Raw genomic sequence first — 20,967 nt, 5'->3', positions numbered from 1 at the left:
TAAATTAGCTAAAAGAAAAGTATAAAAAAACCTAGCACATAATGGCTAGGTTCTATTCATATTATAAGCTACTCGCTATCTATTATTTCTTCAATAGTTTTGGCTAGTACAAAGTCTTTTTCTGTAACACCATCTGCATCGTGCGTATTTAAACGTATGTTTAATGTGTTGTATACATTGGTCCAATCTGGGTGATGGCCTTGTAATTCGCATTCAAAAGCAATACGGGTCATTACACAAAAGGTTTCTTTAAAATTTTTAAATTCAAAAGTAGTTTCTAAAGCACCATCGTTATAATCCCAACCATCTAAATTGTTTAATTTACTCGTTATTTCTTCTGTTGTATATTTTTGCATCAGTATTAAATTTAGTGTTTTACAAAGTTACAAGAAGTAGCAACGTTATATCTATTATTAAGAAAAAAGATGATGGTCTATAGTATCTTGGTATGTTGTACGTAAATGTTTTGGTAATTTATTACTCTTTGGTAGTACAGCTAAATACCTGTCTTCATTAGATGTAAATACCCTTTTATACACAGGATTATACAATCCAATTTTAGAGATTATTTCTTTTATAAAATCTTCATGATGCACTAAATCTTTACTTCCTAAATGAAAAATTCCAGTTTTTTTATGATTAATAATGTAATGCAATTGCTGGGTAAGCTTGTTTATATGCGTAACATTAAAAACCAAATTAGGAAAAACCTCTATTGGTTCTTTATTTTGTAGTAGAGTTCTAATCTCTTTAATTCTGGGAGTGTTGTTACCAAAAACCATTGGTAAACGTATAATTATGGCTTTGCTTTTAGGTAGCCTAAGTAGCATATTTTCAATCTTAATTTTTAAGCGCCCATAAATACTTAAAGATAAAGTTTTGTCTAACTCGTATGATGGGTATTTGCTATAAGCATCAAAAACGTTAGCAGAAGATAAAAATAAGAGCTTGGTTTTGTGTGTGGCAACATATTCTACCATATGTTGATGAGCCAATACTTGTGCTGCAAAATTACCACGTATGGCAGATATAATATAGTCTGGCTTTACAATTTCTAATAATTCGTATATATCTGTTTCTTCAACATTATAATAAAAAAACTGACCGTTATCTTTAAATTCTTTTTCGTTAAAGCAATAAGTACCATAAGTATCATAAAAAGCATATAGCTCCTTATATATAGCATTACCTATAAAACCACTTGCACCTAGAATTAATATTCTATTTTTAGATTTTTTCTCTTTCATTACTCAGTTATCGTCTTAAAAAATAGAGAGCTTAGTCTGAGTCGTAAATTGTTCTAATGCTTGCATTCCTAACAAAGAATTTCCTTTAGGATTAAGACCTGGGGCCCAAGTAGAAATAATAAAATTATTGGGTAGAAAAGCAACAATACCTCCGCCAACACCACTTTTGCCTGGTAAGCCTACTCTAAAAGCAAATTCACCTGCCTCATCATAAAAGCCACAAGTTAGCATAATGGCATTTATACGTTTTGCTTGGCTAACAGGTATTTGTTGTACATTATTTACGCATTTACCACCATTTGCAAACAAATAAAATGCTTTGGCTAATTGTGCGCAGGTCATATCTATAGAGCATTGATGAAAATAAAAATCTAAAACATCCTCTACATTATTTTTAAGATTGCTAAAAGATTTTAATAGGTTAGCTGCTGCAAAGTTTTTGTAGCCTGTTCTTTTTTCTGACGCAGCAACATCTTTATTGTAATTAATAGTTTGGTCATTGGCAATAGTTCTTACGTAGTTTAAAAAATCTTCTTTCGGGTTTTTTAAATGTGTAACTAAAATATCTGCAACAACTAAAGCACCAGAATTTATTAACGGATTTCTAGGAATGCCGTTTTCTAGTTCTAAAAGAGATAAATGATTAAATGGGTTACCAGATGGCTCTACGTCTACACGTTGCCAAATACGGTTATCTTCAAAGGCTATTGCTTTAGACAACGCTAAAACTTTAGAAATACTTTGTATTGAAAACGGAATATCTGCATCACCAGCCGCAAAAGAATCGCCGTTTAAATGTTGTAAAAAAATACCAAGGCTGTTTACACTTTGTTTAGATAGTTCTGGTATATAACTAGCAACAACACCCTTAACCTCCTCTTTACTAAGGTGGTCATGAATGCTGTTGATAATGCCTTGAAAATCTGTCATAAAAAATTATGCCTTGTAAAAAGGTAACTTTACTACAGTTGCAGCAACTGCTTTTTTTCTAATCTGTATATAAATTTCAGAACCAGCTGTAGCTACCTCTGTTGGCACATAGCCCAAGCCAATACCTTTGTTTAAAGAAGGAGACATAGTACCAGAAGTTACAATGCCTATTTTAGTGCCATTGGCATCTACAATATCATAATCGTGTCTAGGAATACCTCTTTCAGTAAGTTCAAAAGCAATTAATTTACGTGTAGGACCATTTGCTTTTTGTTCAGCTAATGCCTCACTATTTACAAAGTCTTTTGTGAATTTGGTAATCCAACCAAGACCAGCTTCAAAAGGAGAAGTGGTGTCATTAATATCATTACCATATAAACAATAACCCATTTCTAAACGTAAGGTATCTCTAGCAGCTAATCCAATAGGAGCAATACCAAAATCTGCACCTGCTTTAAAAACGTTATCCCAAATTTGTTTAACATCTTCATTCTTGCAGTAAATTTCAAATCCTCCAGAACCAGTATAACCAGTAGCAGATATAATTACGTTATCTATGCCAGCAAAATCGGCAACCTCAAAAGTATAAAATTTAATAGCAGCTAAATCTACAGATGTTACAGACTGCATAGCTTCAATAGCTTTAGGACCTTGTATAGCTAAAAGCGAATATCCTTCAGATATATTACGCATTTCAGCATTTATAGTTTCATTGTATTTAGAAATATGATTCCAATCTTTATCTATATTAGAAGCATTAACAACTAGTAAATATTGCTCATCTTTAAGTTTGTAAACAATAAGGTCATCAACAATACCACCAGTTTCATTAGGTAAGCAGCTATACTGTGCTTTTCCTATAACTAATTTAGAAGCGTCGTTAGAAGTAACTTTTTGTATTAAATCTAAAGCATTTGGACCTTCAATTAGAAACTCACCCATATGAGATACATCAAAAACACCTACACCTTTGCGTACAGTTTCGTGTTCTATATTTACACCAGCATAAGAAACAGGCATATTATAACCAGCAAAAGGAACCATTTTAGCGCCAAGAGCTTCGTGAGTAGATGATAATGCAGTATTTTTCATTAAAACAATTTATATAATTAGACTATTGTTAGTTTTTTGTCAAAGGTATCGAAAATTGTTTGTTTTATAAATCTGCTGTAGCATTAAAATAAGTTGTTTTTAGGTTGATGTAACAGTAACTTTTAAGAGTAATTCTTTAGTAAACTATACCCTTAACTACTTTGTTAATTTATATTAAACTAACGTTAAACTAGTTAAAACGCTAGGAATTGGCACTATTGAAAGTTATACTAAGGGTATGGAAAACATATTAGTAGCCGGTGCCAATGGTACCACAGGAAAACAAATAGTGAACCTTTTAAAAGAATCTCAATATTTTAACCCTATAGCAATGGTTAGAAAAGAAGAGCAAAAAGAATATTTTAAAGCAAAACAAATAGATACAGTTCTTGGAGATTTAGAGGGCGATATTAATAAGGTATTTAACAAAGTAGAAAATGTAGACAAAGTCTTGTTTGCTGCAGGGTCTGGTGGAAAAAAAGTAATAGAGGTAGACCAAGAAGGAGCAAAGCGATTAATTGATGCATCTAAAAAAAATAACATTAAAAAGTTTGTAATGTTAAGTTCTATGGGAGCAGATAAGCCTGAAGAAGCAGAGCAATTGCAAGAGTATTTAAAAGCAAAGCACAATGCAGATGAATATTTAAAAACAAGCGGACTAAATTATAGTATTGTACGCCCTGGATCTTTAACTAACGAGAAGCCCCATAATGAAATAGAGCTCCAAGAAAAGTTAAATAAAAGTGGTGAAATTAGTAGAAACGATGTTGCACAAACATTGGTGAGAACACTAAATGATGATGTTGCCAACAAAGCTACCTTTGAAATTATTAAAGGAGATACTTTAATTGGTAAAGCATTAGATAAATTCTCTACTATTAAGGCTTAATTATTTTTTAGTAAATAAGATTTTAACTCATTGTAGCTGCCAATTTTGGTGGCTACTTTTGTTTTATGCATTACTGACTGTATTTGCGGAGGTAATGGCTGTTTTTCTTTAATTACTTCTTCAACCACATCTAAAAATTTAGTTGGGTGCGCTGTTTCTAAAAATACACAATGTGTATCATCATTATTATTTAAATACGCCTTGCAACCTAAATAGCCAACAGCTCCGTGTGGGTCTGCTACATAGTTGTGCTCTTTGTAAATAGTTGCTAATGCATTTTTAGTTTCTTCATCAGTAAAGCTAAAAGACGATAAATTTTCTTTTAAGGCAGAAAAATCATTTTTATGTAACTCCTGTATACGTATAAAGTTACTTGGGTTGCCAACATCCATTGCATTACTTATAGTTTGCACAGATGGTTTAGGATTATAATCTTCGGTTTTTAAATAGTTGGTTACTACGTTATTCTGGTTGTTAGATGCTATAAAATGGTAAATAGGTAAGCCTAATTTTTGTGCAACCATACCAGCACATATATTACCAAAATTGCCACTTGGTACAGAAAAAACTATTTTTTTATGAGTTTTATGTAACTGCTTATAAGCAAATATAAAGTAGAAAAGTTGAGGTAACCAACGCGCTACATTAATAGAATTTGCAGAAGTTAATTGCATTTTGCTGGTTAACTCTTCATCTAAAAATGCACGTTTTACCATATCTTGACAATCGTCAAAAACACCATCTACTTCTAAAGCAGAAATATTTTTTCCTAAGGTAGTAAGCTGTTTTTCTTGTATATCACTTACTTTTCCGCTAGGGTAAAGAATAACAACATTTACACCTTTTACACCTAAAAAACCATTTGCAACAGCGCCACCAGTATCTCCAGATGTAGCTACCAACACAGTAACCTCATTAGTATTATCTTTATTAAAATAACCAAGGCAGCGCGCCATAAAGCGTGCGCCAACATCTTTAAAAGCCATTGTTGGCCCGTGAAAAAGTTCTAGTGTAGATATATTTTTATCTAACTGAACCACAGGAAAATCAAAAGATAATGTTTCCTCTACAATAGTTTTAAGAACATCTTCAGGAATTTCTGGTGAAACAAATTGTTTAATGGCAGTAAAAGCAATTTCTGTATAAGATAAGTTATCTATATTTTTAAAGAAATCTGCAGGTAAAGGTGTAATACTTTCCGGAAAGTATAGTCCTTTATCTGGAGCCAAACCTTTAACTACTGCATTTTTAAATGTAGTATTAGGAGCTTTTTTGTTTAACGAGTAGTAATTCATTTTTAAGGTATTCTAATTTATTATGTGTGCTAACTGTTCCAGATTCTCCAAGATTCTTCGGCTTGGTATTCTAGCATATGTTGCCCGTTACTTATAGTTGCGCCTTGTGTTTCCCCAGCTTTTAAAAAGGCGGTTTTATTAGGATTGTAAATTAAATCGAACAATAAATGTTCTTTTCCTAAATACTCATAAGGTATAGCCGCTTTGTCTGTAATATTTGGGTGTGTGCCTAAAGGCGTACAGTTTATAATTACTGTATTTATTTTAATTATATTTTTGTCTAAATCTGTATAAGTAAATTGATTTTCTTTAGCTTTTCTAGAAACATAAGTACAGATTATTCCTAATTCTTCTAAAACATATTTTACTGCTTTAGATGCACCACCTGTACCTAAAATTAATGCTTTAGTATGGTGTTTTTTAAGATGAGGTTCTATAGATTTTTTAAATCCGTACGCATCTGTATTGTAACCCACCAGACCATTTTCTGTAAACTTTATAGTATTTACGGCACCAATAGCTTTTGCTTTAGCATCTAAACTAGTTAAAAACGGAATAACACTTTCTTTGTAAGGTATAGTAACGTTACAACCTTTAATATTAGAGTTGTTTTTTAGTGTAGTTTTAAACTCATCAATATTCTGGTAATCAAAATTTACATACTCACAGTCTGTTAATCCAAGATCTTTAAACTTGTGTGTAAAGTAATTTCTAGAAAAAGAATACTCAATATCTTTTCCTATTAAACCATATTTATGCTGTTTTTTTCCTATTTTTTCCATACCAATCTAGGCCTAATAAAATACTTATTCCTATAACTACAAAAAAAACAGCCCACCAAGTTTCAAAAATCACAAAATCGGGAAAATAGCGAGAATAATTCTTAATAATTTCGTTTCCGTTAGAGTCTATTAAAATATTCCCAAGAGCATCTACTTTATAAACCGTTTTTTTCCAAGGCCAAACAACGCCTAAAGATCCTGTTATAAAGCCCAAAATTACAGCTGTAGTTATGTGTTTAAAGTGTTTTAATACGTAACTTATAATATGAGACAAACTTACCAAACCTACCGCAGACCCAGCAGTAAAAACACCAAGTATTGTTAATGTATTTAAGCGTTCTGTATTTTTTGTAAAACTAAAATCACTTTTAAATATTTCAGCAAAAGTATCATACAAAGCATTTACAGAATCTACTAAAAGCAATACGTAGTTGCCTAGTAATATTAGTATAAAAGAACCAGATAAGCCAGGAAGCGTCATACCAGAAACACTAATAATACCACAGAAAAAAATAAAAAACAGATTGTCATTTTCTTTAGCAGGATTTAAAAAACTTATAGATACACCTATGATTAACCCAATTATAGCAGCAAAAATGGTTTTCTTATTCCAATAGTCAAAGTCTTTAGCAATGTAATATATAGAGCCAATTATTAGGCCAAAAAAGCAAGCCCAAACATTAAGTTCATTATGTTCTAAAAAGTAATCTAAAATTTTAGACACACTAAAGTAACTTACAAGCATACCAAAAATTAGCAGCGTAATAAAAGTACCATTAATATATTTGTAAAAACTTTTTAATCTGCCGTTTAAAAGTAATTTTAAAGCTTTAAAATTAAACTTTTGTAGAGAGTATATAAATTCTTCGTAAAAACCACCAACAAAGGCAACAATGCCACCAGAAACACCTGGTACTTTATTTGCAGCACCCATACATAGCCCTTTAACAACAAGGAGAAACTTGTCTATAAATGTTCTAGTATGTTCCATTGTTTAGTTGTTTTTTGAAGCTACTTTTTCTAGTATAAAAATAGTTAAAAAACCAGTAACCATTAACGCAATAGCAACCATTGTTTGTGGGTCTATATAATGGTTTAATTCTGAGTATTTTATAGGTATAATACTTTGTTCTGTTACCGTTTTTAGCGATTCAAAATTATTTATATTTTTTTGATGAACAGCTAGTGTGCCAAGGTCAGATATTGATGCAAAAGGAACAATTTCTCCTGTTTCATCTATCATTACGGTTATTGTTTTTTTCCAAGGCCAAACTTTGTTTAAAGAACCTAAAATAAAACCAGTTAAAAGAGCTAGAGTAGTGTTGTGGTAGTTTTTAAATAACCATTTTAAAATTCTACTAAAACTCAATAACCCTATTAAAGCCCCTGTTGCAAACAAAGCTATTTTTTTTAAATCAAAATCATGAAACGCATCACTTAGTGTTTTATAGGCGCCCATTATTACCAATATAAAAGAGCCGGATATACCAGGTAAAATCATTGCACAAATTGCAACAGCACCAGCAAATAGTAAATAATAAGGATTAGAATTAGCTGCCAATGCAGGTAAACTTGTAATATAGTAGGCTAAACCAGCACCAATTATTAATGCAACAATAGTTAGGGCATTCCATTTTGTAATTTGCTTACCAACAAAGTAAATACTCACTACAATTAAACCAAAAAAGAACGACCATATTAAAACAGGATGGTATTCTATTAAGTATTTAGCCAAACGCATAAACGAAATAAAGCTAATTATTATTCCGGTTAATAAAGCCAATATAAAGTTACCATTAGCTTGTTTCCAAAATGCTTTTAATCCATCGTTTTTTAGAGTTTTAAATAATGATAAATTAATATTGCTAATACTATCAATTAACTCTTCATAAATTCCAGAAACAAAAGCAATTGTACCCCCAGAAACCCCTGGTACAGCGTCTGCTGCTCCCATAGCTAAACCTTTAAGAGTAATAATTAAATACTGTAGTAAGTTACGTTCTTTCATAATTATAATAAAAAACGTAAAAATATAGATTTATTTGGAAGAGTTGCTAAATTCTAGAATAATGTTGTTAATCCAATCATTATTTTTAAACTGAGGAAAATCTGACATAAATACACTAGCTTTTTTAGCGTTAACTCCTAATGCTTTAACCAGATACTCTTTTGTTTTAATGGTTTGATCTAGTACCATATGCGAGCCAGCTATTTTAAATAAAATGCTTGCATTATTAGGGTAGAATTCTAAAGCTTGTTGAAGAATTTGAATAGCGGAATGTGGATCTCCTTTTTTTATTGCTAGACTGCTCCATTTTAACCACGTTGTTAATTCACAATCTCCCAGGTCTACCATTTTTTGATAGCATTGTTCTGCATCTTCAACTAAGTCAAGTGCTTCATTAATTAATGCATTTTTCTCCCAGTAGAACAAGTTTTCTTCTTCTATATTAATAGCTTTGGTAATGTATTCTTTAGCCTTAATGTAATTTTCTTGTTTAATATAAAAGTTAGTAATTGCAAGCCATCCTTTATCTAATAAAGGATCTTCATGTACTGTTTTATAGTAATTTAGTTTGGCTAATTCTGTGTTACCTATTTTCTCATGACATTTTCCTATGCGTAAGTAAGCAAAAGCAGAAGGGTCTTCAATTTCTATAGTAATTTCATAATTTTCTATAGCCTCGTTGTAACGTTTTAATTTTTCTAATATTTTACCTTTTTCAAAGTAAGCACCAACAAAACTATCATCAGAAATAATGGCGAAGTCAAAAGCAGAAATAGCTTCTTTAAACATTCCTTTTTCTATGTATTGTTTTCCTAATTGATGCCAAGCAACTTCGCAATACGGATTTTTCTCTAAGTATTCATTTAAAAATACAATAGCACCATCAAAATCTTCTAAAAAGTCAAAACAGTAAATAATATTGTAAAGCGATGCATAATCATGCTCATCAAACAAAACACATTGTATAAAGTGCTTTTTAGCCTCTTCAAAATTATCCATAAAAAGGTGCTCCATACCAAGTAAAGAGTGTATATCTATAGAATCCTCAGATAAAGACAATGCTTTTTCTAAAAGTTCAATAGCCATATTATGATTATCTTTTTTAGAAAATATATTTGCCCTTTGTATGTATATTTCTTCGTTATTGCTGTCTATAGTTTGTAAACTATCTAGCATACTTTCAGCAAGTTCAAGGTTGTTTTCAAAAACGTGAACCTCTACTTCTAAAAGTTTTAACTCTATTGTACTTGGGTGTTGGGTTAGTCCAATTTTAATGGCTTTTTTTGCCAATGCCATTTTACCATTATTTAAGTAATGGTGAATAATGTCTTCAAAATCTTCCGCGTCAAAGAAGTAGACGTCATCTGTCTTTAGCATTGACTCAAATTTTGCTATCGGTCTGTCTGGTCTTTCTTCAGCTTCAAATGCCATATAAATTCTTTCTTGCTTGATAAGATTAAAATAAAAGTAAGGTTTTAGGTTACTTTTTTTAGACTGTAGTAGCCTATATTATTAACAAAGTAGTTAACAAATTACTTTTTGTAGGAATTTAAAGCTTCTATAATTAGCTTACATCCTAAGGTAATTTCTTGGTTAGAAATGGTTAAAGGAGGGGAAATACGTACCGCCTTTGGCTCAAACAATAACCAAAATAATATTAGTCTGTTTTTAGCACAGTGCATTACAACATGATTAGTTATATCTGCATTTGCTAACATAACAGCTAACATTAAACCTTTACCACGAATCTCTTTTATATACTCGTGTTTTAATAGTTTTTTAAATAATTTTTCTTTTTCTAAAGTATCATTAATTATGTTACTTGTAGTTAATTCTTGCAATGTAGCTAAACTGGCAGCTGCAATAACAGGATTACCGCCAAAAGTAGTTATATGGCCTAGTTTAGGCTGTGTTTGCAGGTTTTTCATTAGTTCGTTAGAGGCAACAAAAGCACCTACAGGCATACCAGAAGCCATACCTTTACCAATTACTAAAATATCTGGAGTACAATTATAATGCTCAAAAGCAAATAATTTACCTGTTCTACCAAATCCGGGTTGTATTTCATCTAAAATTAATAAAGCGCCAACCTCTGTACACCTAGCTTTTACTTTTTGCAAATAGGTGTTTTTGGGTACTATAAAACCAGCACCACCTTGTATGGTTTCTAAAATTACAGCAGCTGTTTCTGTTGTAATTTTTGCTAAATCTTTTTCAGAATTAAATGAGATAAAAGTTGTGCCAGGAACTAAGGGTCTAAATGCACTTTTTTGAGATTCTGCTCCAGAAACACTCATACTACCCATAGTATTACCGTGATAAGAATTGCGTGCGGCAACTATTTTGTGTCTTCCTGTGGCTCTTTTAGCTAATTTTAAGGCGCCCTCAATGGCTTCTGTGCCAGAGTTAACCAAGTATGTAGTTTCTAGATTAGAAGGTAATAGTGACGCTAAAAGTTTAGTGTAAGCTACCGCAGGCTCTTGCACATATTCGCCATATACCATTACGTGCATATATTCTGATGCTTGCTTAGTTACTGCGGCTACTACTTTTGGGTGACAATGACCTAAAGTGCAAGCAGAAACACCCGCTACAAAATCTAAATGTGCATTGTTGTCTTGATCATAAATATAACTGCCGCTAGCTCTAGAAACTTGTAAAGTTAAAGGATGCGGACTAGTTTGTGCTTGGTAGTGTAAAAAGTCCTTTTTCACCTGTAATTTATTTTTGTTGCTTTAGTTTTGTACTTGGTACTGGCTTAGATAGTGTAGGTTTAGGTATTCCTTTTTTTCTTGTAGCCTTGGTATTGGGCGGGTTATTTATTGGATCTCCTTGGTTTTTATGACGCTCTTGTTCTTCTGCATCTATATCTATTGGGTTTGTAATTCCCCTTATAACTGGCAGAACAAGGTTGTTGTCATCTTCGCCAAAAATATCGTCCTTAGTGTAAATGCGCTGATCACCATACCAAACAAAACCTTTTAATTTTACACCTCTTTCTGGTTCTTGACCTTCTGGAAAAGTTTGGCCACTAGGGTTTATAAAGTAGGTAATAACATCTATAGCATTCTCTTGCATAAGCATGCTTACTTTGCCACAAAGAGATTCATCTATACCTATAAATTCATTTTGATCGTTATAGGAATAGTAGATAACCTCTACGTTTTGTACAAGGTCTATCATATTTAGCTCGTTATTTATAAACTTGCCAAATAAATTTTTACCTTTTGCTTGGTTATACCCCGTTTTGCTTATAGTATCTAGTGATATTATAAATGCATTATTTATCACTTTTAAGGAGTCTAATTTATCAGTCTCTAAATCACTAATTAAATGTATACTATCTCCTGTCATTTGGTTATCAATATTCCAAATAATAGGATTGGTAATAAGTTGTGTTATACCAGTTTTTTGATCAAAGTGAATAGAATCACATTTACCACTTATATCAGTTTTAAAAAATTTAGCATCTCTAAAAGCACGTATAACTCTATTGTCTGGTTTGCCAGTAATCATTAATGTATCTCCGTGCATATACAAAGAGTCTTTCTCCATTACATTAATAGCAACTGCTCTTTTTGTAGCAAATATGGAATCTTTTTCTTTGTAAACTTCTGCATAATGAGCTCTAATAACACCATCATTAACTGTGTCTGTAACCACTATGTTATTGGTAGCAGAGGCAAATTTTTTGCGTTTATTAAAGTAAACGCTATCGCCTTCAATAATTTTATTACTATAGTCTATGCGTGTATTTTTTATGCCATAACCAGTTTCTACTCTAGAGTCATAATAACCACGCTCACAATACATAACATAGTCTTTACCTGTAATTGTAGAAGGACCATACATATATACGTGCTCAGAATCTGTGTAATAATCCATTTGCTCAGATAAAACGTGGTATTTAGGATTTTCTACTGTAACACTATCTTGTAATTGGTATTTGTTGGTTTCCATAAAAAACCTGCCAATTCTACTTTTTATAACGTTAGCAGTATCTACAATTTTACCAAAATGTCTGTAGTAAGACTCTTGTTTTTCTCTGTCAAAATATAAAGTATCTGTAGTAAGTGTGGCATCTGGACTTTGTAAAACTACATTTTTAGATGCTTTTGCTAATTTAATGTCACCAAAATATTCTAGTTTGCCACTATCCATTTGTATAGAGTCTCCCTGTTGCATACGAACATTATCTATAGCAATAAGCTTATTTTTTTTAGGATAAAAAACAGCAACATCACACCAAAGTGTAGCACCTTGATGCTCAAACTCTACCTGTCTTTGGCTATCTCTACTAAATATAGATGCGCCTGGGTACTTAACTTCATTCTTGGTAAAGTTAGCACCATGCACTATGTTTATTTGTTTTTTTTCTACGGGTTTATCTTGTGCGTTAACACCAAAAACAAATAAGATTAAACCAATAACTAATTTATATTTAAGCAAGTCTTAAAATTTTGGTCAAAAATAGGTTTTTTTTGATTGTTCTGATAACAGATTGGCATAGATTTATGAATATGAAGCTATGTGCCTAAAGAAGAGCAAAAAAAAAGCCACATTTTAAAAATGTGGCTTAGTATGTTTATCTATTAATTGTCTGTTTTCTATCTGGACCAACAGAAACAATTTTAATAGGAATTTCTAATTCTTTTTCTAGAAAATCTATATACTCATTTAGTTCTTTAGGGAACTGAGAAGGATCTGTCATTTTAGTTAAATCCTCTTTCCAACAAGGGAACTCTGTGTAAATAGGGTTTACATTTTCTGGTTCTATGTTGTATGGTAAGTGAGATATGGTTTCTCCTTTATACTCGTAAGCAGTACATACTTGTAGGCTGTCAAAACCAGAAAGTACATCGCCCTTCATCATATTTAATTGTGTAACACCATTAACTTGGCAAGCATATTTTAACGCAACAAGGTCTAACCAACCACAACGGCGAGGTCTACCTGTTACAGCACCAAACTCATGACCAACTTTAGCCATATTAGCACCAACTTCATCAAACAATTCTGTTGGGAATGGGCCAGAACCTACACGTGTGGTATATGCTTTAAAAATACCATATACTTCTTTTACTTTATTAGGAGCAATTCCTAAACCAGTACAAGCACCTGCTGCTGTTGTGTTAGATGATGTTACAAATGGGTATGTACCAAAATCTATATCTAATAAAGAACCTTGTGCACCTTCTGCTAATATAGTTTTTCCATCTTTAATAGCTTGGTTTAAATACTCTTCACTATCTATAAAAGTTAATTCTTTTAAACGCTCTACAGCATCAAAAAACTCAACTTCCATTTCATCTAAGTCATATTGTATATCTACATTATAGAAACTAATCATAGTTTCATGCTTGTCTGCTAAATGACGATATTTTTCTTTCCAAGATTCTAATTCTAAGTCTCCAACACGCATACCATTTCTACCAGTTTTATCCATATAAGTTGGACCAATACCTTTTAATGTAGAACCAATTTTTGCTTTTCCTTTAGATGCTTCAGAAGCTGCATCTAACAAACGGTGCGTTGGTAAAATTAAATGTGCTTTTCTAGAAATAATAAGTTTAGCCTTATAGTCAATATCAAACTGGTCTAAACCTTCTAATTCTTTTACAAAAACAACTGGGTCTATAACAACACCGTTACCAATAACGTTCATTGCTTTTTTGTGGAAAATTCCTGATGGAATAGTTCTAAGTACGTGTTTAATACCGTCAAATTCTAAAGTATGTCCAGCATTTGGACCACCTTGAAAACGCGCAATAATGTCGTAATCTTTAGTTAATACATCAACAATTTTTCCTTTTCCTTCGTCTCCCCATTGGAGTCCTAGTAGTAAATCTACTGCCATTACTTGTAATTGGTTAGTTGTTTTCTTTTTTGTTTTTTGTTCCGTAGAAATATAGTGAGTGGTTTGTTATTTTAATATCAAACACATCTTCTATTGTTTTTTTAATTGACTGTATTCTAGGGTCACAAAATTCCATTACCTCTCCCGTATCTGTTAGTATAACATGGTCATGTTGTCTATCAAAATACGATTTCTCATACTGAGCCTGATTTTTTCCAAACTGGTGCTTACGTACCAATTTGCAATCTAATAAAAGTTCAATAGTGTTGTACAAGGTTGCTCTACTTACTCTATAGTTTTTGTTTTTCATTTTGATATAAAGAGATTCTATATCAAAATGATCTTCACTTTCGTAAATTTCTTGGAGTATAGCGTAGCGTTCGGGAGTTTTTCTGTGTCCGTTTTCTTCTAAAAAAGTCGTGAAGACATTTTTTACAATGTCTTGATTTTTGTTACTACCCATAGTATTTCTACAGCTTTTCGGTTTGCAAATGTAGTGTAAATTTTAAAGTCTAACTACTTTATCTATACCGTTAATTTTCTTTAAATTGTTAATAAGTTTAATTAAGATGGAATTATTTTTAACTACAACCGTAATTTTTCCCGAGAAAGTACCGCCATCTGTACTAAAGTTAACACTCTTCATATTAACGTGCATTTGTTGAGAAATAATTGAAGTTAAGTCACTAATTAAACCAATGTTGTCTATTCCTGTAAGTTTTATATTGGCAGTAAATTCTTGCTGAGAAGAATCTATCCATTTGGCCTGTATAATTCTGTAGGCATAGTTAGACTGCAAAGATATGGCATTTGGACAGTTTTTAGAGTGTACCTTAATACCTTCGTTTACACTAATAAAGCCAAAAACATCATCACCAGGTATTGGGTTACAACATTGTGATAGTTTGTATTTTAGTTTTTCTTCTTCTTTACCAAAAACAAGCTGATCATATTTTGCTGTAATCTCTTCCTTATCTATATTCTCTGGAGTAGGATTTCTTCTAATTCTATTTTTAAAAAAACTGATAAAAGCATTACTATATGACGATGCAAAATCTTTTATTTTGTTGTTGTCTATAGAGCCAGTAGCTATTCTGTAAAATAAATCTAAACTTGTTTTTAACTTAAAGTGGGCTACCATTTTATTAATAGTATCCTCATTAAAAGCAATTTTTTGCGATTTTAATTTACGACGTAAAATTTCTTTACCTTCTTCAGCAATTTCTTTTTTCTCTTCTCTTAAAGATGATTTAATTTTAGATCTGGCACGTGCTGTAGTTGCATAATCTAGCCAACTTTGGTTGGGTTTAGATTTGTCTGATGTTATTACTTCTACTTGGTCACCACTATGTAAAATAGTATTTAAAGGCACAAGCTTACCATTTACTTTAGTCCCTCTGGTTTTTAAACCAATTTCTGAGTGTATATGAAAGGCAAAATCTAAAGACGTAGCACCTTTTGGCAACGATTTTAAATCTCCTTGTGGTGTAAAAACAAATATTTCTTTAGAGTATAGGTTTAGTTTAAACTCTTCAACAAAATCTACAGCATTTGTATTTGCATTTTCTAATGCTTCTTGCAGTCTATTTAGCCAAACCTCAATACCTTGCTCTTTTTGGTCTCCGTGTTTGTATTTAAAGTGAGCAGCATATCCTTTTTCTGCTATTTCATGCATACGCTCACTACGTATTTGTACTTCTACCCATTTGGCATCTGGTCCCATAACAGTAATGTGCAAAGCCTCGTAACCAGTAGATTTTGGAGAAGAGATCCAATCTCTTAAACGTACTGGGTTTGGTGTAAAGTTGTCTGTAACTACAGAGTAAATTTTCCAAGCTAAAAACTTTTCGTTTGCTTTATCAGACTTATAAATAATACGAATAGCAAACTTGTCATAAATTTCATCAAAAGGTACATTCTGAACTTTCATTTTTCTACGAATAGAAAAAATAGACTTCATTCGGCCTTTAATGGTATAATTTAAACCTTCTTTATCTAAGGAGTCTTCTATAGTATGTGAAAAAGAATCAATATATTCTTGTTGCTCTTCTTTTGTTTCTTCAATTTTATCCTGAATGTCATTATAAACTTCAGGTTCTGTATACTTTAAACTTAAATCTTCTAATTCAGTTTTAATATTGTAAAGTCCAATTCTATGAGCAAGTGGCGCATAAATATATAAAGTTTCAGATGCTATTTTTAATTGCTTGTACTCTGGCATAGAATCCATAGTAAGCATATTGTGGTAACGGTCTGCAATTTTTATAATAATAACCCTAACGTCATCATTTAAGGTTAGTAGCATTTTTCTAAAATTCTCTGCCTGTTGAGATACGTTCATATCTTTTTTAAGGTGAGCAATTTTTGTTAAACCATCTACAATTTTAGCAACTGTTTCTCCAAACATACGCTCTATATCTGCAAGTGTATACTCGGTATCCTCTACAACATCATGCAACAGGGCAGAGGCTATAGAAACAGCATCTAAACCAATTTCTGAAGCTACAATTCTAGCAACAGCTATTGGATGAAAAATATAGGCTTCGCCAGATTTTCTACGTTGGTCCTTGTGTGCATCCACAGCAATCTCAAACGCAGATCTAATAAGCTTTTTATCATCATCAGAAAGTGTTAAGTAACTAACACGCAGTAATTCTTTATACTGGCGTGTAATTTCTTTATTTTCTTTTTCTATTTCCGCTTCCGTCATATAAACTAAAATTACATTAAAGTTTGGTAATAATCAACAAAAATTATTTTTTTAAATTGTTAATTCGGTCAATTAGCGTAGGGTGGGAGTAGTTCATAAAAACATACGCAGGGTGTGGCGTAAGATTGCTTAAACTAGTTTTAGATAGTTTTTTTAAAGAGGTAATTAATGGGGAAGAAGCATATGTTTTTTTTGCGTAATCATCTGCTTGGTATTCAAATTTTCTAGATAAGTAGTTCATTATTAGACTTGTAATTTCTGATATTGGACTGTATAATATTCCAAATCCTATTAAAGCCGCATGAAAACTAGGTACAGTAACACCAATTGCCAAAGAAATACTTGGGGTATTTATAAAGATTGATAAAATGTACAATGTTAAACCAGTGAGCAAAATTGAAGCCGTTAAATTAAATAGAATATGCTTGCGTTTGTAATGACCAACCTCATGTGCTAAAACGGCAATAATCTCTTCTTCATCTAAATCTTTAACAAGTGTATCATACAACGTAATTCTTTTTTGTTTGCCAAAACCAGAAAAGTATGCATTTGCTTTTGTAGATCTCTTAGAGCCATCTATTATAAAAATATTCTGTAGTTCAAAGCCAACTTTTTTAGCATACGCTTCAATCTTTGTTTTAAGGCTTCCATTTTCTAAAGGCGTTTGCTTGTTAAAAAGTGGTACAATTAGCTTGCTATAAAACATATTCATAAAAATAGAAATAGTAGCAATTACTGCCCAAGCATACACCCAAAAATTAGTGCCAGCCCAATTATAAAACCATATAACTAATGCCAAAAGTGCACCGCCAATAATGGCAGTTAAAAACCAACTTTTAATTAAATCTATAAAAAACAGTTTTTTAGTGGTTTTATTAAAGCCAAATTTTTCTTCAATAACAAAAGTGCTATAGTAAGATAAGGGAACATTTAGTATACTGTTGCCTATCATTATTATCCCAAAAAATATAGTGGCAATTAAAATAGGGTTGTTTGTTATGCTACGCGCAAGATTATCTACCCAAGCAAATCCTCCAAAAAGCAAAAAGGAAAGTGTTAATAATACCGAAAAACTACCAGAAAAAATACCGAACCTATAATTAGCCGTTTTGTATCGTTGAGATTTTATATACTCTTCTTTATTAAAGATACCATCTAATTCTTGAGGTATAGCTTCTTTAAATTTTTTAGCATTTAAATAATCTACAATGGCATCTATTAAAAATTGAAGTATAATAATACCAAGTATTACGTAAAAAAGAATACTCATAAATATAGTTATAGGTGGTGGTTTGGTTTCGTTTTGTAAAAATAGTAAATACTAGCCTCTTTGTCGCTTTGCTTCAAAAATAACTATAGCAGCAGCAACAGAAACGTTCATAGAATCTATTTGTCCTTCCATAGGAATTATAATATTCTGGGTAGAATTGTCTAACCATTGGTTAGATAGGCCAGTTGCTTCTGTACCAACTACAATAGCAGAGCCACTAGTGTAATCTATAGTAGTATATGTTTTTGAAGCAGTTAACGCAGCACAATAGGTGGCAATATTATTTTCTTTTAAATAAGTTATAATTTCGGTTGTTGTACCAGTTGCAATTTTAGTAGTAAAAACACAACCAACACTAGAGCGTATAATGTTTGGGTTATAAAGGTCTGTTTTAGGGTTAGCAATAATAACAGCATCTAAATTTGCTGCATCTGCCGTACGTAACAATGCACCAATATTACCTGGTTTTTCTGGCGCTTCTGCTATTAAAATTAAAGGTTTTTTAGTGCTAAGTTGTAAACTGTTTAAGTTGTGTTCTTTACTATTTACAAGTGCAACAACGCCTTCTGTAGTAGATCTGTATGCTATTTTTTGATATACATCTAAACTTACTTCTATTACCTCTGCAGAGCTGTTTTTTATAAGTGAATTTAGCGCTTCATTAGAAATTAAATCTTTACAAAAAAACAAAGTTTCTATAATATAACCACCTTTTAAAGCAAGCTGAAGCTCTCTAGCGCCTTCTAAAACAAATATGTTAGTTTTTTTGCGTTCTCTAGACTTATCTTTAAGTACTAAAGTTTTCTTAATTAACGGGTTTTGGAGGCTGGTAATTTGTTTAAATGTATTCATTGCAACAAAAGTAATGTAATATTGTAAATTATATATTAGCATTACGACTATTTGTAACTTATAAATATAGATAACTAATAATTTAAATTTTAAAGAATGAAGTATTTAGCATTGGCCTTATTTTCTATTTTTATTGTTTCTTGTAAACAAGAGAAAAAACAAGCTCCAAAAGAAGAAGCAAAACAAGAAAAAACTTTAGAGGTAGAGGTAACAGCATACCCACAAGAGTTACAAGAAGTTTTTAAAGCTCACGGAGGTTTGGATACTTGGAAAAGTATGAAAAGTTTAACTTTTGATATTCCAAAGCCAGATGCTAGAGAAACACATACAATTAATTTACACACCAGAGAAGACAAGGTAGTTACTCCAAACCACACCATAGGTTTTTCTAATGAAAAAACGTGGTTGTTAGATGAAAATAAGGATTTTAAAGGCGATGCAGTATTTTACCACAACCTTATGTTTTATTTTTACGCAATGCCATTTGTTTTGGCAGATGACGGAATTATTTATGGTGAAACAGAACCTGTAGTTTATGAAGGTAAAAGCTACCCGGGAGTTAAAATTAGTTACAATCCTGGAGTAGGAGCATCTTACAAAGATTTATATTTTATCCATTTTGATCCAGATACTAAGCAAATGGCTTGGTTAGGATATAGTGTAAGTTACAGAAGTGGAGAAGTTTCTAATAACTACAGTTGGATACATTATAACGATTGGCAAACAGTAAATGGTTTAGTGTTACCAAAATCTATTAGCTGGCATAAAGCAGAAGAAGGAGTTATAAAGGAGGTAAGAAATACAGTTCCTTTTGAAAATGTAACGGTAAGTAAAGAAGCTAAACCGGCGTCATTTTTTGCAAAACCTGAAGCCGCAGTTTTTGTTGAAGGTAAAGTGCAAGAGTAATATACTCTAGCAACAAAATAAAAAGCCTCCAAAACTTATTGTTTTGGAGGCTTTTAAGTTTAGTACTATAAACAGCTATTCTCCTCTGTTGTATTTACCCATATACCTTTTGTACAATTCGGTTTGGTGTGTTTCTAAAGACACATCTCTACCATCTATAAAGGCTTTTTGTAACTTATTTGTACGCATTTCTAAAGCGTCACCTTCAGATATAAACAAGGTAGCACTTTTGCCAACAGCTAATGTACCGTGAGTTTTATCAATACCTAAAATCTTTGCAGTATTACTCGTAATTAATTGTAAGGCTGCTTCTTTATCCATACCGTAAGCAACTGCATGACCTGCATAAAATGGCAAGTTTCTGTTCTGGAAATTAGCTTCGCCATTATTTTGTATACCTACAAGTAAGCCTTTATCTGTTAATAGCTTTGCCATTTTGTATGGTAAGTCATAATCATCATCATTGTTACTAGGTAAATTGTGCATAGCTCTAACTAAAACAGGAATATTATTCTCTTTTAAAAAGTCTGTTATTTTGTAAGCATTATAGCCACCAACTAAAACAACATTTTTAATCTTGTTTTCTTTTAGGGTAGTAATAGCATCAATAATTTCTTTTTCGCCATCTGCATACACATACATTTTTTGCTCACCAGAAAAAAGGCCTTCCATAGCAGCAAATTCTTGATGAAATGGTTTTGCAGTAGTTTCATTGTATGCCTTTGCGTTAACTATAAAATCTACAATTGAATTAATATCTTTTTTATAAGTTTTGTTAGGCTGTAAACCTCTTGGTTCACCCATCCACCAACGACCTCTTCTGTAAGAACTTGGCCAATGTAAATGTATACCTTCATCTGTTTTTACTGCAGCGTCTTCCCAGTTCCAAGCATCTAACTGTACAACAGAAGATGTACCTGGTATAACACCACCTCTAGGTGCTATTTGTGCCATAAGCACACCATTAGGACGCATACTTTCAATTACTTTAGATTCAGAATTGTAAGCAATTAAACTTCTTACGTGTGGTATCATTCCGCCAATTTCTGCTTGGTCATCACTAGCTCTAACGGCATCTACTTCTACCAATCCTAAAACGGTACAAGCAGCAATAAACCCAGGGTATACG

At 31.9% G+C, this 20,967-nt stretch carries 19 protein-coding genes; 2 read left to right on the top strand and 17 right to left on the bottom strand.

Annotation, left to right across the window (positions count from 1 at the left end):
* Window positions 1–68 precede the first annotated feature (68 nt).
* The 4 genes from ABJD66_RS12905 to gcvT are packed head-to-tail and all read right to left on the bottom strand — an operon-like array spanning window position 69 to window position 3,269.
* Window positions 69–356, bottom strand: a complete 288-nt coding sequence (locus ABJD66_RS12905; RefSeq protein WP_348132283.1) for a 4a-hydroxytetrahydrobiopterin dehydratase — start codon at window positions 354–356, stop codon at window positions 69–71.
* Between the two features lie 57 nt (window positions 357–413).
* Window positions 414–1,247, bottom strand: a complete 834-nt coding sequence (locus ABJD66_RS12900) for a sugar nucleotide-binding protein (RefSeq protein WP_100895364.1) — start codon at window positions 1,245–1,247, stop codon at window positions 414–416.
* A gap of 15 nt (window positions 1,248–1,262) precedes the next feature.
* Window positions 1,263–2,177 carry a glutaminase gene (locus tag ABJD66_RS12895; protein WP_348132280.1) on the bottom strand — a complete coding sequence of 305 codons (915 nt, stop codon included), beginning with the start codon at window positions 2,175–2,177 and terminating at the stop codon, window positions 1,263–1,265.
* A 6-nt stretch (window positions 2,178–2,183) separates the two neighbouring features.
* The gene (gene gcvT, locus ABJD66_RS12890) at window positions 2,184–3,269 is read right to left on the bottom strand and encodes a glycine cleavage system aminomethyltransferase GcvT (RefSeq protein ID WP_100895366.1); all 1,086 of its coding nucleotides are present in this window, start codon (window positions 3,267–3,269) and stop codon (window positions 2,184–2,186) included.
* Window positions 3,270–3,507: 238 nt separating this feature from the next.
* Between gcvT and ABJD66_RS12885 the strand changes: the two genes are divergently transcribed.
* Window positions 3,508–4,158, top strand: a complete 651-nt coding sequence (locus tag ABJD66_RS12885; protein ID WP_303543338.1) for an SDR family oxidoreductase — start codon at window positions 3,508–3,510, stop codon at window positions 4,156–4,158.
* On the opposite strand, the gene thrC is transcribed toward ABJD66_RS12885, so the two are convergent.
* The 12 genes from thrC to ABJD66_RS12825 all read right to left on the bottom strand — a co-directional run bounded on the left by thrC (window position 4,155) and on the right by ABJD66_RS12825 (window position 18,932).
* Complete coding sequence (gene thrC, locus ABJD66_RS12880; RefSeq protein ID WP_348132275.1) at window positions 4,155–5,453, bottom strand: threonine synthase; 1,299 nt, start codon at window positions 5,451–5,453, stop codon at window positions 4,155–4,157. The genes ABJD66_RS12885 and thrC overlap by 4 nt on opposite strands.
* Window positions 5,454–5,482: 29 nt before the next feature.
* Entirely contained in the window at window positions 5,483–6,235 is a 753-nt protein-coding gene (locus ABJD66_RS12875; protein WP_348132272.1) for a shikimate dehydrogenase, read from the bottom strand.
* Window positions 6,207–7,226, bottom strand: coding sequence for a DUF368 domain-containing protein (locus tag ABJD66_RS12870; protein WP_348132269.1), 1,020 nt, complete (start codon window positions 7,224–7,226; stop codon window positions 6,207–6,209). The genes ABJD66_RS12875 and ABJD66_RS12870 overlap by 29 nt, the downstream gene beginning before the upstream one ends.
* Before the next feature lie 3 nt (window positions 7,227–7,229).
* Window positions 7,230–8,243 (bottom strand): DUF368 domain-containing protein, encoded by a 1,014-nt coding sequence (locus ABJD66_RS12865; RefSeq protein WP_348132266.1) that lies wholly within the window; start codon window positions 8,241–8,243, stop codon window positions 7,230–7,232.
* Window positions 8,244–8,273: 30 nt separating this feature from the next.
* Window positions 8,274–9,674: a tetratricopeptide repeat protein gene (locus ABJD66_RS12860; RefSeq protein ID WP_348132263.1), complete on the bottom strand. Its 1,401-nt coding sequence runs from the start codon at window positions 9,672–9,674 to the stop codon at window positions 8,274–8,276.
* A 101-nt stretch (window positions 9,675–9,775) separates the two neighbouring features.
* Entirely contained in the window at window positions 9,776–10,957 is a 1,182-nt protein-coding gene (locus ABJD66_RS12855; protein ID WP_348132260.1) for an aspartate aminotransferase family protein, read from the bottom strand.
* A 7-nt stretch (window positions 10,958–10,964) separates the two neighbouring features.
* Window positions 10,965–12,692: an OstA-like protein gene (locus ABJD66_RS12850; protein ID WP_348132257.1), complete on the bottom strand. Its 1,728-nt coding sequence runs from the start codon at window positions 12,690–12,692 to the stop codon at window positions 10,965–10,967.
* 136 nt (window positions 12,693–12,828) lie between these two features.
* Entirely contained in the window at window positions 12,829–14,100 is a 1,272-nt protein-coding gene (locus ABJD66_RS12845; RefSeq protein ID WP_100895375.1) for an adenylosuccinate synthase, read from the bottom strand.
* A gap of 13 nt (window positions 14,101–14,113) precedes the next feature.
* A complete protein-coding gene (locus ABJD66_RS12840; RefSeq protein ID WP_013619861.1) occupies window positions 14,114–14,563 on the bottom strand; it encodes a transcriptional repressor in 450 nt (149 codons plus the stop codon).
* A 42-nt stretch (window positions 14,564–14,605) separates the two neighbouring features.
* The gene (locus ABJD66_RS12835) at window positions 14,606–16,810 is read right to left on the bottom strand and encodes a RelA/SpoT family protein (RefSeq protein ID WP_303543353.1); all 2,205 of its coding nucleotides are present in this window, start codon (window positions 16,808–16,810) and stop codon (window positions 14,606–14,608) included.
* Between the two features lie 43 nt (window positions 16,811–16,853).
* Entirely contained in the window at window positions 16,854–18,086 is a 1,233-nt protein-coding gene (locus ABJD66_RS12830) for a M48 family metallopeptidase (RefSeq protein ID WP_348132286.1), read from the bottom strand.
* Window positions 18,087–18,131: 45 nt separating this feature from the next.
* Window positions 18,132–18,932: an RNA methyltransferase gene (locus tag ABJD66_RS12825; RefSeq protein WP_198519422.1), complete on the bottom strand. Its 801-nt coding sequence runs from the start codon at window positions 18,930–18,932 to the stop codon at window positions 18,132–18,134.
* Between the two features lie 96 nt (window positions 18,933–19,028).
* Between ABJD66_RS12825 and ABJD66_RS12820 the strand changes: the two genes are divergently transcribed.
* Complete coding sequence (locus tag ABJD66_RS12820; RefSeq protein WP_348132251.1) at window positions 19,029–19,838, top strand: DUF6503 family protein; 810 nt, start codon at window positions 19,029–19,031, stop codon at window positions 19,836–19,838.
* A gap of 75 nt (window positions 19,839–19,913) precedes the next feature.
* On the opposite strand, the gene ABJD66_RS12815 is transcribed toward ABJD66_RS12820, so the two are convergent.
* Window positions 19,914–20,967, bottom strand: a 1,054-nt coding sequence (locus ABJD66_RS12815; protein ID WP_348132248.1) for an amidohydrolase family protein, incomplete at its 5' end; no start/stop codon positions are given.

It is taken from the genome of Cellulophaga sp. (assembly GCF_039943695.1).
GTDB lineage: Bacteria > Bacteroidota > Bacteroidia > Flavobacteriales > Flavobacteriaceae > Cellulophaga.
This window is presented reverse-complemented; position numbering and strand designations above follow the sequence as displayed.

Bases quoted from the DNA above. Each gene is read 5' to 3' on its own strand.
- ABJD66_RS12905 (WP_348132283.1), bottom strand. From the start codon at position 356: ATGCAAAAATATACAACAGAAGAAATAACGAGTAAATTAAACAATTTA.
- ABJD66_RS12900 (WP_100895364.1), bottom strand. From the start codon at position 1,247: ATGAAAGAGAAAAAATCTAAAAATAGAATATTAATTCTAGGTGCAAGT.
- ABJD66_RS12895 (WP_348132280.1), bottom strand. From the start codon at position 2,177: ATGACAGATTTTCAAGGCATTATCAACAGCATTCATGACCACCTTAGT.
- gcvT (WP_100895366.1), bottom strand. From the start codon at position 3,269: ATGAAAAATACTGCATTATCATCTACTCACGAAGCTCTTGGCGCTAAA.
- ABJD66_RS12885 (WP_303543338.1), top strand. From the start codon at position 3,508: ATGGAAAACATATTAGTAGCCGGTGCCAATGGTACCACAGGAAAACAA.
- thrC (WP_348132275.1), bottom strand. From the start codon at position 5,453: ATGAATTACTACTCGTTAAACAAAAAAGCTCCTAATACTACATTTAAA.
- ABJD66_RS12875 (WP_348132272.1), bottom strand. From the start codon at position 6,235: ATGGAAAAAATAGGAAAAAAACAGCATAAATATGGTTTAATAGGAAAA.
- ABJD66_RS12870 (WP_348132269.1), bottom strand. From the start codon at position 7,226: ATGGAACATACTAGAACATTTATAGACAAGTTTCTCCTTGTTGTTAAA.
- ABJD66_RS12865 (WP_348132266.1), bottom strand. From the start codon at position 8,243: ATGAAAGAACGTAACTTACTACAGTATTTAATTATTACTCTTAAAGGT.
- ABJD66_RS12860 (WP_348132263.1), bottom strand. From the start codon at position 9,674: ATGGCATTTGAAGCTGAAGAAAGACCAGACAGACCGATAGCAAAATTT.
- ABJD66_RS12845 (WP_100895375.1), bottom strand. From the start codon at position 14,100: ATGGCAGTAGATTTACTACTAGGACTCCAATGGGGAGACGAAGGAAAA.
- ABJD66_RS12840 (WP_013619861.1), bottom strand. From the start codon at position 14,563: ATGGGTAGTAACAAAAATCAAGACATTGTAAAAAATGTCTTCACGACT.
- ABJD66_RS12835 (WP_303543353.1), bottom strand. From the start codon at position 16,810: ATGACGGAAGCGGAAATAGAAAAAGAAAATAAAGAAATTACACGCCAG.
- ABJD66_RS12825 (WP_198519422.1), bottom strand. From the start codon at position 18,932: ATGAATACATTTAAACAAATTACCAGCCTCCAAAACCCGTTAATTAAG.
- ABJD66_RS12820 (WP_348132251.1), top strand. From the start codon at position 19,029: ATGAAGTATTTAGCATTGGCCTTATTTTCTATTTTTATTGTTTCTTGT.